The organism is Bradyrhizobium aeschynomenes, from assembly GCF_013178945.1.
In the GTDB taxonomy this organism is placed as follows: domain Bacteria; phylum Pseudomonadota; class Alphaproteobacteria; order Rhizobiales; family Xanthobacteraceae; genus Bradyrhizobium; species Bradyrhizobium aeschynomenes.
Genome location: NZ_JABFDM010000022.1, coordinates 25,291 through 38,463, shown reverse-complemented (window position 1 = coordinate 38,463; position 13,173 = coordinate 25,291). Strand labels below are relative to the sequence as shown.

11 protein-coding genes are annotated in these 13,173 nt (G+C 66.6%); 4 read left to right on the top strand and 7 right to left on the bottom strand.

The window, feature by feature from the left end:
* Positions 1 to 254: 254 nt before the first annotated feature.
* Both HL666_RS33485 and HL666_RS33480 read right to left on the bottom strand, forming a co-directional pair.
* The gene (locus HL666_RS33485; protein WP_172185749.1) at positions 255 to 1,106 is read right to left on the bottom strand and encodes an NAD(P)-dependent oxidoreductase; all 852 of its coding nucleotides are present in this window, start codon (positions 1,104 to 1,106) and stop codon (positions 255 to 257) included.
* 169 nt (positions 1,107 to 1,275) lie between these two features.
* On the bottom strand, positions 1,276 to 3,156 hold the full coding sequence (locus tag HL666_RS33480; RefSeq protein WP_172185747.1) for an autotransporter domain-containing protein: 1,881 nt from the start codon (positions 3,154 to 3,156) through the stop codon (positions 1,276 to 1,278).
* A gap of 275 nt (positions 3,157 to 3,431) precedes the next feature.
* Here HL666_RS33480 and HL666_RS33475 point away from each other — a divergent pair, with 275 nt between their 5' ends.
* On the top strand, positions 3,432 to 3,809 hold the full coding sequence (locus HL666_RS33475) for a VOC family protein (protein WP_172185745.1): 378 nt from the start codon (positions 3,432 to 3,434) through the stop codon (positions 3,807 to 3,809).
* Between the two features lie 53 nt (positions 3,810 to 3,862).
* Here the strand turns inward: HL666_RS33475 and HL666_RS33470 are convergent, their stop codons facing one another.
* The 3 genes from HL666_RS33470 to glmS all read right to left on the bottom strand — a co-directional run bounded on the left by HL666_RS33470 (position 3,863) and on the right by glmS (position 7,668).
* On the bottom strand, positions 3,863 to 4,654 hold the full coding sequence (locus tag HL666_RS33470; protein WP_172108992.1) for a DUF502 domain-containing protein: 792 nt from the start codon (positions 4,652 to 4,654) through the stop codon (positions 3,863 to 3,865).
* 152 nt (positions 4,655 to 4,806) lie between these two features.
* Entirely contained in the window at positions 4,807 to 5,421 is a 615-nt protein-coding gene (locus tag HL666_RS33465; RefSeq protein ID WP_172108994.1) for a LysE family translocator, read from the bottom strand.
* Positions 5,422 to 5,841: 420 nt separating this feature from the next.
* On the bottom strand, positions 5,842 to 7,668 hold the full coding sequence (glmS, locus tag HL666_RS33460; protein ID WP_172131855.1) for a glutamine--fructose-6-phosphate transaminase (isomerizing): 1,827 nt from the start codon (positions 7,666 to 7,668) through the stop codon (positions 5,842 to 5,844).
* 231 nt (positions 7,669 to 7,899) lie between these two features.
* Between glmS and HL666_RS33455 the strand changes: the two genes are divergently transcribed.
* Complete coding sequence (locus HL666_RS33455) at positions 7,900 to 8,124, top strand: hypothetical protein (protein WP_172108998.1); 225 nt, start codon at positions 7,900 to 7,902, stop codon at positions 8,122 to 8,124.
* 59 nt (positions 8,125 to 8,183) lie between these two features.
* On the opposite strand, the gene glmU is transcribed toward HL666_RS33455, so the two are convergent.
* Positions 8,184 to 9,530 carry a bifunctional UDP-N-acetylglucosamine diphosphorylase/glucosamine-1-phosphate N-acetyltransferase GlmU gene (gene glmU, locus HL666_RS33450; RefSeq protein WP_172109000.1) on the bottom strand — a complete coding sequence of 449 codons (1,347 nt, stop codon included), beginning with the start codon at positions 9,528 to 9,530 and terminating at the stop codon, positions 8,184 to 8,186.
* A 138-nt stretch (positions 9,531 to 9,668) separates the two neighbouring features.
* On the opposite strand from glmU, the gene HL666_RS33445 reads away from it, so the two are divergent.
* Positions 9,669 to 10,937: a hypothetical protein gene (locus tag HL666_RS33445; RefSeq protein WP_172185743.1), complete on the top strand. Its 1,269-nt coding sequence runs from the start codon at positions 9,669 to 9,671 to the stop codon at positions 10,935 to 10,937.
* A gap of 107 nt (positions 10,938 to 11,044) precedes the next feature.
* A complete protein-coding gene (locus tag HL666_RS33440; RefSeq protein WP_008963041.1) occupies positions 11,045 to 11,425 on the top strand; it encodes a hypothetical protein in 381 nt (126 codons plus the stop codon).
* Here the strand turns inward: HL666_RS33440 and HL666_RS33435 are convergent.
* Positions 11,385 to 12,959: a glycoside hydrolase family 17 protein gene (locus HL666_RS33435; RefSeq protein ID WP_246739023.1), complete on the bottom strand. Its 1,575-nt coding sequence runs from the start codon at positions 12,957 to 12,959 to the stop codon at positions 11,385 to 11,387. The two genes, HL666_RS33440 and HL666_RS33435, sit on opposite strands and share 41 nt — an antisense overlap.
* Between the last annotated feature and the right edge of the window lie 214 nt (positions 12,960 to 13,173).

Genomic DNA, 13,173 nt, shown 5'->3' with positions numbered 1-13,173 from the left:
TCACCTAAGGGGAGTGAATCACCGTTCGTCAGCTAACGGAATCCATTTATGAGTACAGATCCTAGTCCGAGGTACATCAACAAGCTCCGCTGTCGTCCCGGCCTCCGAGCCGGGACCCATACCCCCAGGCAACCGTTTCAGGCAGGCCGGCGATTGGCTTTTTCGTGCCTCACAGCCGCCGCGGAGTATGGGTCCCGGGTCGGCGCCGCGACGCGCTTCGCGCATCGCAGCTTGCCCGGGACGACGGGCTGAAACTAGTTCGGCTTGCAACTCTCGGCAAACGCCACCAATTGCGCCGCGTCGGCCCCCTCGCCCTGCACGTCCGCCGCGATGTGCTCGAACAGCGCTGCGAAGCCTTCGTAGATCTGCGCCGCCGGATGATCCTCGCCCAGAAAGCCCGCGATCTCGCGCATTTCGGCGACCCAGCGATAGGCTTTCGGCAGCATGTCCGGCAGCGCGTTGGCGAGCCGGGCCTGGACGTGGGGCAGGCTCAGCGCGAGCTCGTCGCGCAATGCGTCGGCGGCGCCGGCACGCGTTGCGGCCAGCACCATCGCGGCACCGAGGCCGGTCAGACCCTTGTTGATGCCGGCATAGGACATCTTCAGCGCCGAAGCGGCGCCGATCGGGCCGTCGATCACACGCACATCCAGCCCGAGCTGGCCCAGCACGGCGATGTCGGTGGCCGCCTCACCGCTGACATAGAACGCCGGGCCCTTCGTGCCGGGCTTCGGCGGCAGGCCGATGATGGCCGCGTCGACCAGGCGCGCGCCTGACGACAGCACGACATCCTGGATGCGCCTGACGGTCTCGACGTTGACGGCATTGCAGTCGACGACGACGGGCTTCTTGGCATTGCGGTTGATGGCCGTCGCAAGCTGCTCGGCCAGCGCCACGGCCTCGCCCGGCGGCACGATCGACAGGATGATGTCGGCATTGACGATCTCGCTATCATTCGCGGCGCTCATGCCGCAGGCGGCCGCCCTCGCCTGCGTCGTGGCACTGCGCCCTTCGAGCGAGGTCAACACCTTGCAGCCGTGCTCCACCAGGCGGGCGGCGATGGCGCTGCCCATGGCGCCCGGTGCGATGACGGCAATGCTGGGGGGCATGATGGCGGTCTCCGAGTCGATCGATGCGCATCGAAGAATATCCGCAGCCCATGACGGAACTGAAGGCCCGAAAACGAAGGGCAGCCCTTCCGGGCTGCCCTCGCCTTGGCCGCAACGTCAGCGCGCCCCCTCAGGCCCCCCCGAGAGCGCTGACCGCCGTGGCTGACCTTCAGAACGAGATCTTCAAGCCTCCGCTGCCGTAGAAGTCGTCGCCGCCGGTGCGTCCGATGGTGCGCGAGACGTTCGCCGTCAGCGCCACGTTGCTCCAGAACGGCGCCACCACGCCCGCGCTCACCCGGCCATAGACGTTGTGCGAGGTGCCGTTCGGGGCCGTCCAATTGTTGACGATCAACGGCGCCGAGGTCGCGCTGTACTGGATCAGGCGACCATTGCCGACGATGTCGTCATCGAGCGTCAGGTTGAGATAGGGATGGATGGTGGTACCCTGCACCAGGAACGGGGTACGCAGCTGCACGCCGACGCTGCCGATGAGGGTCTCGGCGGTCTGCGAGCCCACCGTGAGCGTCAGTGCGGGATCTCCGGCCTCGGTGAAGCCGTCGACGCGGGCGCGGGCATAGGTCAGCCCGCCGATGGGTCCCATTTTCGCAGAGCCGGCATCGAACAGATAGCCGACCTTGCCCGCCGCGACGAAGGTCGTGCCACCGGGATTGGAAGTGATGGTGTCGACCACGCCCGGCCGGGTGTTGCGATAGTCCTGGTGGCCGATGGTGGCGAGACCTTCGGCAAACAGGTTGCGGCTGGCCCAGGCGCCATAGAGGCCGAACTGATAGGAATTGGCATCCGTCGTGCCGGTGTTGTTGAACAGCCGCGCCCGCGGATTGGAATAGTCGAAGGCGGTGCCGATCATGGCGTTCGCCGACAGCCGATATTCGACGCCGATGGTGCCGCCGATGCTGTCGAGATTGAAGCCGTTCGCGGCGACGTTGCCCTGGCGGTCGCTGAGACTGCCGTTGCCCTGCATGTAGAAAGACCACGGGCTGACCGGCGCGAGCGGCGGCGCCTTGACGTGAGCCGGCCGGCCCAATGCAGCATAGGAGTTCATCGCCGACGGCGCGAAGCCCGCCGTCTCGCGGAACATGTCGAGCTTGCCGAACAGATTCGAGGCGAAGCCCATCGCCGAGATCGACGCCACCTCGCCCTGCGGCGCGAAGGTCAGCGGCGCGTTGAGGCGGTTGACGATGTACTGGCCGAGCACCTCGAAACCATGCGAGGTCAGATGCACGCCGTCGACATAGAACAGATACTGGTTCTGCAGCGCAGGATTGCCGATGCAGGCCACCGGACAAGCGCCGACATTGCTGAAGCCGTAGCGCTGCGGATTGGCCTGGATCAGCGTGCCGACCAGTCCGGTATCGACATATTCGACACGCACGCCGGAGCGCGCCACCGCCGCAAGCGACGATTGCATCAGGCTGTTATAGGTCGTGCTGTAGGCCTTGCCGGCCGGCGCATTGGCGTTGCCGACGGCCTCCGGCAAGGTGCTGACGTCGCCCACCGTGAACACGATGGTACGAGCGCCGTCTCCGACCAGCGCATTGACGCCGGCCATGGCCTGCTGCGCCGTGACCGCTGCTGCAGCCGGCGCACCGGCGAGCGATCCGCCGGCGCGGTAGTAGGCGCGCGCGTCATTGCCGCCGATCGAAATCTCGACCAGATCGGTCGACGAGATCTTGCCGGAGAATCCGGTCAGTCCGCTCCACTCCTGGAAGAAGCCGGGAATGCCTGGCGCGACCACGTTGGTGTTGCCAGCCATGGCGCCACCGATGGCATAGTTGAGCTGGGGGATGCCGAGCAGCGCCGAGGTTGTGTCGACGAAATTGGTGCCGCCGCTGAAGCGCCCGGTGGGATAGAGCGGCAGCTTGCCCGCACCGCCGGTGAAGGTCCAGAGATTGCCCGTGTCGGCGTAGCTGTCGCCAAAGGCCTGAATTCGCGTGTAGGCTGTCTGAGCCGATGCCGGCCCCGAGAGCTGCAACCACACTCCCGACAGTGCAACGACGCACCACAACGACGTCCGACTTGCAGGCTTCATCACGCGCCTCCCCAACGCCACATCTTTGTTTGCCGGATGTTTCCATGGCGACGGATTGCAACACCACCGCCTGTCGGTTGTAGCGGCGAGGTCAACAGGGCCTGTGCCTTCCGCGCATCATCATGCAGCGCAAAGCGCCGTCATACGGACGTCTGCGCGTCTGGCGCACGAGACGGCGTTGAACATGGTGACGAAGACTGCTGACAGGATCTGGCAGGAGGCTGGGCTAATTCCTTCGCGCAAGCGCCGCTGCCGGCGCCGCACGGAGAATGCCAATGCCCGCCGACTTCAGCTTCCTGCTCCTCTATGTCGACGCCCCCGCGAAGAGCGCGGCCTTCTACGCCGACCTGCTCGGCCTGCCCGTCATCGAGCAATCGCCGACCTTCGCGATGCTGCCGCTGCGCGAGGGCGTGATGCTCGGCTTGTGGTCGCGGCACACGGTGGAGCCGGCCGCAACCGGCGCAGCCGGATTCAGCGAGGTCGCGTTCACGGTCACCGACTCTGGCGAGGTCGAGCGCCTTCACGATGACTGGGCGGCCCGCGGCCTGACCATCATCCAGGCGCCGACGCGGATGGATTTCGGCACCACCTTCGTCGCGCTCGATCCGGACGGCCATCGGCTGCGCGTATTCGTTCCGCAGGAAGCGGGCTAGCGGGTACTGGGCTCGGCTTGCATCGATCCCCGGGAGACGGTGATGGCGAGGGATCAGTCGACCTTGGCCGGCTCCAGCTGCGGCGACGGCTGCGCCGGGCTATTGGCGATGCGCGCGGCGTTGGCCATGGTGGCGAGCGCTGCCGCCTTCTTCTGCGGATCGGAGCCGGGCTGCACCACGCCGCAGGACATGATCAAGGTCGCCGCATCCTCGGCGCTCATGTCGACCTCGATGATCTTGCTCCTCGGCAAGTAGAAAAAGAAGCCGGTGGTCGGGTTCGGCGCGCAGGGCAGGAACACCGAGATCTGCTCCTCCTCGCCCGGCAGCCGGTTCGCAATCTCCAGGCTCGGCGGCTGCGAGATCAGAACGATCGACCACATGCCCGGCGAGGGAAACTCGACCAGGCCGACGCGGCGCAGGCTCGACCCCTTGCCGGAGAACAGCGTCTCGAAGACCTGCTTCAGGCCGCGATAGATCGCCCGCACGGCCGGGATGCGGCCGAGCAGCCGCTCGCCCAGATCGACCAGCGTGCGACCAATCAGGTTGGCCGCGAGAAAGCCGACCAGGGTCAGGCCGATCACGGCCACGATCAGCCCCGAACCAGGCACGCCAAATGGCAGATAGGTCTCGGGGCGATAGGCCAGCGGCACGAATGGACGCACCAGCCCATCGACCCAGGTCACGAACCACCAGGTGAGATAGAGGGTGATCGCGACGGGGCCGGCGACCACGAGGCCGGTCAGGAAATAGTTGCGAAAGCGAAACATCAGCCCATGGTGGGGCGTCTCGGCCGGGGCTTCGGCCAAGGGATCGGTCTCGGGCGGCACGTCGTCGCGGGAACTCATGCGAACTTCCAGGTCGGATCAGATCTCAGCTAGGCTCTTAGCAGATTTTTGGAAGGGCAAGGCCCTCTTTCAGACACAGCTGGACGCTTTGCCCCCGCATGTGGCGGGCTGGCCGCCCCTGCCCCGGCTCCAAAAACGTCGGAATCAGCCGGCTAGGCACTGCGCAGCGGCAGGGCCAGACCGACCGCCACAAAGATGCCGCCGCAGACCTGATTGAAGCGGCGTCCGGCCCTGGCGAGCCAAGGACGCACCCGGGCGGCGGCGCTGGCGATCGCGACCTCGGTCAGGAACTCCGTGACCGTGTATGTCAAGGCAACGATGGCGAACTGCCCGAGAAGGCTGCGATCGGGGTCGATGAACTGCGGCAACAAGGCGCTGAAGAACAGCAGGCATTTGGGATTGGTCGCAGCGGTCAGAAAGCCCTGACGAAAGAGCTGATGCCCGCCGGCTTTGACGGTCGCATGGCCGATATCGATCGCCACCGGTGGCGATCGCCACAGCTTGATGCCGAGCCAGGCGAGATAGAGCCCGCCGATCCATTTCAGCACCACGAGCCAGGTGATCGACGACTGCACCAGCGCGCCGATGCCGAACATGCACAGCGCGATGATGAGGACGAAACCGATCAGGCCGCCGGCGATCGTGAACAGCGTCTTGCGCCCACCATGCAGCGCGCCGTGCGTCAGGGCCAATAGGCCATTCGGCCCCGGCGTGAGCGAGATGCCAATGCTGGTGAGCAGGAACAGCAGCCAGGTGTCGAGAGCCATCGAGAGTCCCGTGACGGAGTAGACGCCGACCACTGCCGCGGCATCGTCAGACGCTGATGTCGGATTGCCGATCAGATGGCAAGCGCCACCGAGTTTGCCACGACTGCCGCGCCATTCGAAGAACGATCGCAGGCTCGCGCCCGAATGACGGGTGAGCGCGAATCAAAACCGCTGTCGTCCCGGACAAGCCCGACAACGCGACAGCGTTGGCGGCACAGATCCGGGACCCGCACTCCCAAAAGGTGGTTCGAGGCAGGCTGGAGCGGCCAGAGGTGCCAGCCACAAAGCACGGTGGCTGTGGATCCCCGCGTTCGCCGGGATGACACTTTGAATCGGCGGAGGCGGCGTCGCGCCTCACGCCCTGCGGGTTCAAGGCGATGCGAGAGCATCGCTTCATAGGAGCGGCGAGCGGCGGCTGATCTACTCCACCGTCACCGACTTCGCGAGATTGCGCGGCTGGTCGACGTCGGTGCCCATCACCACGGCGGTGTGATACGCCAGCAGCTGCACCGGGATCGCGTACACGATCGGCGTGAACGTCGCGGCCATGTCGGGCATGATGATCGTCACCAGCGAGTCCACGGTCGCCTCCTCGGCACCCTTGGCGTCGGTCATCAGGATGATGTTGCCGCCGCGTGCGGCGACCTCCTGCATGTTCGACACCGTCTTCTCGAACACCTTGTCGTAGGGCGCGATGACGACCACCGGCATGGTCTCGTCGATCAGCGCAATCGGGCCGTGCTTGAGCTCGCCCGCGGCATAGCCCTCGGCATGGATGTAGGAGATCTCCTTCAGCTTCAGCGCGCCTTCGAGCGCCAGCGGATAGGACGTGCCGCGGCCGAGATAGAGCACGTCCTTCGACTTGGCGATCTCGCGGGCGAGCTTCTCGATCTGCGGCTCGGTCGTCAGCGCGGCCGCGATCAGGCGCGGCACCTCGACGAGGCCATGCACAAGCTTGGTCTCATCGGCTTCGGAGAGTTCGCCGCGGCCGCGGCCGGCGGCAATCGCCAGCGCCGCCAGCACCATCAGCTGGCAGGTGAAGGCCTTGGTCGAGGCGACGCCGATCTCGGGACCGGCGAGCGTCGGCATCACGATCTCGCTCTCGCGCGCGATCGTCGAGGTCGGCACGTTCACGACCGAGAGCGTGTGCACGCCCTGCGACTTGGCATAGCGCAAGGCCGCCAGCGTGTCGGCGGTCTCGCCGGACTGCGAGATGAAGATGGCCAGATCGCCCTTGCGCAGCGGCGCCTCGCGGTAGCGGAACTCGGAGGCGACGTCGAGCTCCACGGGCACGCGCGCGAAGCGCTCGAACCAGTATTTGGCGACGAAGCCGGCATAGCTCGCGGTGCCGCAGGCGGTGATCGAGATGCGCTGGATGTCCTTGAAGTCGAACGGCAGCCGCGCCGGCAGCATCACGCGCTCGGTGCCCATGTCGACGTAGCGCGCAAGCGTGTGGCCGACGACCTCCGGCTGCTCGTGGATCTCCTTGGCCATGAAGTGGCGGTAGTTGGCCTTGTCGACCAGGAAGGACGACGCGCCCGACTTCAGCACGTCGCGCTTCACCACCGCACCCGAGGCGTCATGGATGATGCCGGAGTCGCGGGTGATCTCGACCCAGTCGCCATCGTCGAGATAGCTGATCGTATCGGTGAACGGCGCCAATGCGATCGCGTCCGAGCCGAGGAACATTTCGCCGTCGCCATAGCCAAGCGCCAGCGGCGAGCCCTTGCGGGCGCCGATCAGCAGGTTGCCGTGGCCCTTGAACAGGAAGGCCAGCGCGAACGCGCCCTTCAGCTGCGGCAGCGACGCCGCCACGGCCTGCTGCGGCGTGTGACCCTGCAAGAGATAGGAATTGACGAGGTGGACGACCGTCTCGGTGTCGGTCTCCGAGGAGAACCTGGCGCCCTGCTTCTCGAGCTCGGCACGTAGTTCGCGGAAGTTCTCGATGATGCCGTTATGAACGACAGCGACGTTGTCAGTTGCGTGCGGATGGGCATTGCCTTCGGTCGGCTTGCCGTGCGTCGCCCAGCGGGTGTGGCCGATGCCGGCGTGCCCTTTCAGCGGCTCCCGCTCCAGCCGCTTCTCGAGATTCTTCAGCTTACCCTCGGCGCGCCGCCGATCCAGGTGATCGCCCTCGAGCGTCGCAACACCCGCGGAGTCGTAGCCGCGATATTCCAGACGCTTCAGGGAATCGACGAGATGCTCGGCAACCGGCCCGCGTCCCAGGATCCCGATGATTCCGCACATCAGCGCTAGTCCCCAAATCGTCGAGAGAGATTCAAATGCGTGGCATTGTCTTAACGAAAACCGCGCGTTTTCAGGATTCAATAATTATTGCGGATTGCGACAGGGTTAAGTTGGAAGCTCAAGGGCGCGGTCGGGCATGCAACTCCGTTTCGACGCGAAGGTGCAGTTCGGAGCGCACTTAACGTCCGGTCAACGCTTTCGCGCTGAGACTGTCGCGTCGGAGAGGACGCCATGACCACCAGCCGCCGCCCAACTGATCCAAAAGGCACCAGCTCGCTGAGCCTGTCACATTCGTCAGGAAGCCATCTCGCGCATTGGCCTCCGCCGACCATGGGTCATGAGCTCAAGCCGATGCCGATCAAGCATCGGACCGACGAGCCCGTCAAGCACGCCACCCGCCGGGGCTGGCGACTGACTCGCGCGATGTTCGCCGAGTTCCAGGACGACGACCAGTAACGTCCAGGCAGCGCGATCGCCTCGCAGGGGCCGGGATCCCCGATCGCGGCTCTACGCACTCACTTCTTGTGCCGGGACTTCGCGCTCCGGAAGCGCGCCGCTGCGCCTTCCTTCGTGGTCTGCGGGCTGCGCTCGAGCGCCAGCGCATCATCGGGCACGTCGCGCGTGATCACCGAGCCCGAACCGATATAGGCGCGCGCGCCGATGTTGATCGGCGCCACCAGCGAGGTGTTGGTGCCGATGAAGGCGCCCTCGCCGATGCGGGTCTTGTGTTTGTTGAAGCCGTCATAGTTGCAGGTGATGGTGCCCGCGCCGATGTTGGCGTTGGCGCCGACATGCGCATCGCCGATATAGGACAGGTGATTGACCTTTACGCCCGGCTCGAGCACGGCGGCCTTGGCCTCGACGAAATTGCCGATCTTGGCGCCGTCGCCCAATGACGTCCCGGGTCGCAGCCGCGCGAATGGTCCCAGCAGGCTGTTGCGGCCCAGCTTCGATTGCACGATGTGCGAGAACGAATGCACCACCGCGCCGTCGCCGATCGAGACGCCGGGTCCGATCACCACGAACGGCTCGATCGTGACATCCCTGCCGAAGGTGGTGTCGGCGGCGAGATAGACCGTCTCCGGCGCGATCAGCGTCACGCCGGCCTCCATCGCCGCGCGGCGCAGCCGGGTCTGCATCACCGCCTCGGCCTGCGCGAGCTGCGCCTTGGTATTGATGCCGCGCACCTCGTCCTCGGAGGTCTCGATGACGACGGCGTCGAGGCCCTGCTCGCGCGCGATCGCCACGGCGTCGACGAGATAATATTCGCCCTTGCTGTTGGCGTTGCCGATCTTGTCCAGGATGGCGAGCGCGCGGTGGCCGTCCATCGCCATCACGCCGGCATTGCACAGCGTGATCGCCCGCTCGGCCTCCGACGCGTCGGCCTGCTCGCGGATCGCCACGAGCTTGGACCCCTCCAGCAGCAGGCGTCCATAGCCGGTCGGATCAGCGGCGCGAAAGCCGAGCACCGCGAGCGCGGCGCCCTTGGCCAGCGGCGCGCGCAGCCGCGCGAAGGTCTCGGCCGTGATCAACGGCGTATCGCCGAACGCCACCAGCAGGTCGTCCGCGCCGCGCGCGATCGCCTCACGCGCTGCCAGCACCGCATGCGCGGTGCCGAGCCGCTCGCGCTGCACGAAGATGTCGGCGTCGGAACGCAGGCGCCTCGCTTCCTTCTCGACGGCGCTGTGCTCCGGCCCGACCACGACCGCGATGCGGGCACCGTCGCCTTTCGGCGCGGCCGCCAGTACATGGGCGAGCAACGATTCGCTGGCGATCGGATGCAGCACCTTTGGCAGGCTCGTGCGCATCCGCGTGCCCTCGCCTGCCGCAAGCACGATGGTCAGACTGGATCGAGCGGTCATCAAGCACCCTGGAAATAGCTGAGTGGCACACGGGCCGCTGTCATAAATCGTTTTGCCCGCGCAGCAAACCTGCACCCCGTGAAACCCATACGGGTTTTCCTGTTAATGTTCGCTTCGTGATTCGATTAAGGCAGGTTCATGGCTAAGGACTCCCACAAATCAGCCAGCGTGCATGGAGCTGAAAAGACCGGCGGAACGCTGTCCGGACTCTTTGCCGATGAAAACGAGCTCGATCGGCGCGCGATGTGGCGGCTCGGCTGGTGGGGTGCGGGTGCGGTCGGTGCCGTCGGGCTGGCCATTTTCGCCAATCAGACGGCGCAGGGATGGCGCAAGGACCGTATTTCCGCGGCTGACCTCTCGCGCCAGGCCCAGCTGCTGCAGTCGCTCGCGCGGGACACCCAGAGCGAGGCCCGCCAGCTCGGGGCGGCGATCGAGACGCTCAACACCGATCGGGATCGGCTCTATGCGCGTGTGACCGTGCTGGAGCAGGGACTGGACTCCGTCACCGGTGCGCTGGCCAAGCAGAGCCCCCAGCCCACGGGGAATCAGGCAACCGGCAACAAGTCGACACCCCAGCCGCAGATCGCGGCGGTCGATTCGCAGGCGCCGCAGCCGGCAGCGCCGGGTTCCACACCGCCGGGTCCGCTGCCCGCCTTCGGCAATCTGTCGCCGTTCATGCCTATCCCTGGCGGATCGCTTGGAGCCAATCCCCCCGGCGCGGTGGCGACGACACCACCCGCTCCTGCGGGCGCGCCGGCGCCGGCGACCGCCGCCGCTGCCGGTTCCAAACCCCAGGCCACGGAACCGGCCGCGAAGCCGGTTGACGCGGAACGGCTCGCCAAGGCCGATCCGACCGAGACACCCGCCGCCAAGGGCGCCGACACTGCGGAGCCCGCGGTGATGGCGGTCCAGAGGACCGAATTCGCGGTCGATCTCGGCGGCGCCAACTCCATCGGCGGCCTGCGAGCGTTGTGGCGGGGATTGGCGAAGAACAATGCCGACCTCGCGGCGCTCAAGCCGATCATCATGCTGAAGGAGGGCCGTGGCGGCCCCGGCATGCAGCTGCGGCTCGGTGCCGGCCCGCTGACGGACGCAGCGGCGGCGGCACGGATCTGCGCCGCCCTGGCCGAAACCCAGCGCCCTTGCGAAACCACGGTCTATGACGGCCAACGTCTGGCCGTCGGCGAGGAGCCCGAGGGCGGCGAGGCCAAGCCTGCCGCGCCGGCGGCGGCGAAGCCGGTCCCGGCACAGCGCCGGCGCGTGCTACAGCCGCAGGCCCAGCAGCAGCAGCGCCACGGCCGCCGCGAGGAGCCCCCGGCCGCAGCAGCGCCGCCCCCGGCGCCGCCGCAAGAGGCGCCCAAGCCCGAGCAGCCGTCGACACTGTCGTCGTTCTTCCGCCGCTCCTGAATTCGAATCATCCCATCCGGCAAGGCGGTTGCGGCGGACTGTGAAAGCGGTCCGTGAAGCGCCTTTGCGGCTTGTCCGCCGATCCGTTCCGCAGCATAGTCCCGCGCATGAAAAAGACCCCGTTCCGCCTCTCGCCCTATCAGGTGCAATGGCTCCTGATCGTCGGCTTCGTCACCGTCGGCTACGCCCTGTATCTGCGCTATCTCGCAATCGAGCTGTCGAGCGTCGCGCTGGCCTGCGACGCCGGCCTGCAGACGCTGGCCTGCAAGAGCCGGGCGGTCGCGACCACGCTGTTCAAGAACTCGGTGTTCGGCGCCACCGCACTCGTCATCGCGGTGCTGCACGTGATGCGGCCGTCGATCGTGCTTCTGACCGGCGGGCTGATCGCCGCCGGCCTCGGCATCGTGCTCTACAACATCGTGCTGTCGGGGCTGGCGATCGGCCTGCTCATCCTCGGCTTTGCACGGCCCGCGCCCGCCACAGCGTGAACGCGAGCAGCAGATAGATCGCGCAGGTCCACATCGCCTGCCAATTGTCGCGGCCCTCGTTGTAGATCACGTAGACCGAAGAGATCGCGAGCAGGCCGGCGAAGCTGGCCTCGGCGACCGGCCGGGCGCCCTGCGCCGGACGATTGCCGAGCAGCATCGCGAACGGCACCACCGCCATGGTCAGGCTGGCGAACGGGAAATCGCGGTAGCGCGGATCGAACACGAAGCCGAGCGCGGTTTCGGCCGCGATCAGCACGGCGACGACCAGGACCAGGCCCAGCGCATAGGTGACCTTGAGCTGCTTGCGGCCATCATCCGGTCCGAGCAGGTCGAGGAAGGTCGGCAAGGGGCGGCCGGCCATGGCGGCATTGGCGGCCAGGATCGGCGCCAGCACGCCGGCGGCGAGCAGCGCGCCCCATTGCAGCCAGCCGCCCACGCCCAGGCTCTCATAGAACATCTTGTCCGCGGCCATGCCGAACAGCACGCCCGCCGTGGTCGCGGAGATGCCGACCCCGATCCAGGCCGAGATGTGCGGCGGCCAGGGCCGGCGGCGCACCGTCAGCCAGCCCGCCAGGAACACTGTGAACGACAGCACCATGCCGGCCGCCATCTGCAGCTTCCACTGCGGATAATTGCTGACGGGCTCGCCCGGCGGGTACTTCAGTGCGCGCGTGTCGTCGCTGATCAGGCCCCAATAACCGCCGACGGTGCCCTCGAGCTTGCGCTTCCAGGGCTGGTCATAGGCCTCGATCAAATTGACGCGAAAATTCTCGCGCTTGGCGAGCGTGAGGATCTCCGAGACCACGCGGGCCTGGTTGGCGCGCGACGGCAGCGCGCCCTCGCGCATGCGGCCCTCGCTCGGCCAGCCGGTCTCGCCGATCAGGATCTCCTTACCGGGAAACGCCACGCCGACCTGCTGGCGGATGGTGTCGACATGGGAGGCGGCGAACTTGGCCCGCACCGGCATGTCCTCCCAATAGGGCAGGATGTGCACGGTGACGAAGTCAACGATGTCGTAGAGTTCGCGGTTGCGCAGCCAGAACTCCCAGACGTCGGCATAGGTCACGGGGACCTGGACCTGCGCCTTGACGCTACGGATGGTGGCGGCGAGATCGGCGGTGGTCATCTCGCCGCGCAGCAGCACCTCGTTGCCGACCACGACGGCCGTGATCACCTTCGGATAGCGCTTGATCAGGTCGACAGCGATGCCGATCTGCTGCTGGTTCTTCAGCCTGTTCGAGCCAAGCCAGATGCCCTGGATCACCTTGATGCCGACCCGGGACGCGATTTCCGGCACCTGATCGAGGCCGTTCTCGATCGAATAGGTGCGCACGCATTCGGAGATCTTGGCGAGCTGCACCAAGTCCTGCTCGATCTGCCCGGCGTCGATATGGGTGGTCGGATCGAGCGGGCTCTGCTGTCCCCGGAACGGCGCATAGGACACGCATTGCAGCTTCGAACCGGGATCGATCGGCGCGCGCGCGAGCGTGATCGGCCTGGCCAGCCACCACCACGCGGCGGCGATGACACCCAAGGATACGAGCAGAAGCGCCAGCGGCGTAGGAAGGGATTTCAGTTCCGTGTCTCCAGGCAGGGTGGTGTCGATTACCCGGTCGGGGGCGATCTGCCAAGTAGGCGATCTCCGGAGCTTCTGGCACGGCGCACGCCTGTTCCCAATCCCGCTTTTACGATGACGCGAGAAAGTTGGGCCGTTGCTGGACAAAATCCGAGATTCCGGTCATTGGGAA

Bases quoted from the DNA above. Each gene is read 5' to 3' on its own strand.
- HL666_RS33475 (WP_172185745.1), top strand. From the start codon at position 3,432: ATGCCCGCCGACTTCAGCTTCCTGCTCCTCTATGTCGACGCCCCCGCG.
- HL666_RS33440 (WP_008963041.1), top strand. From the start codon at position 11,045: ATGAAAAAGACCCCGTTCCGCCTCTCGCCCTATCAGGTGCAATGGCTC.
- HL666_RS33465 (WP_172108994.1), bottom strand. From the start codon at position 5,421: ATGGCTCTCGACACCTGGCTGCTGTTCCTGCTCACCAGCATTGGCATC.
- glmS (WP_172131855.1), bottom strand. From the start codon at position 7,668: ATGTGCGGAATCATCGGGATCCTGGGACGCGGGCCGGTTGCCGAGCAT.
- HL666_RS33470 (WP_172108992.1), bottom strand. From the start codon at position 4,654: ATGAGTTCCCGCGACGACGTGCCGCCCGAGACCGATCCCTTGGCCGAA.
- HL666_RS33485 (WP_172185749.1), bottom strand. From the start codon at position 1,106: ATGCCCCCCAGCATTGCCGTCATCGCACCGGGCGCCATGGGCAGCGCC.
- HL666_RS33455 (WP_172108998.1), top strand. From the start codon at position 7,900: ATGACCACCAGCCGCCGCCCAACTGATCCAAAAGGCACCAGCTCGCTG.
- glmU (WP_172109000.1), bottom strand. From the start codon at position 9,530: ATGACCGCTCGATCCAGTCTGACCATCGTGCTTGCGGCAGGCGAGGGC.
- HL666_RS33445 (WP_172185743.1), top strand. From the start codon at position 9,669: ATGGCTAAGGACTCCCACAAATCAGCCAGCGTGCATGGAGCTGAAAAG.
- HL666_RS33480 (WP_172185747.1), bottom strand. From the start codon at position 3,156: ATGAAGCCTGCAAGTCGGACGTCGTTGTGGTGCGTCGTTGCACTGTCG.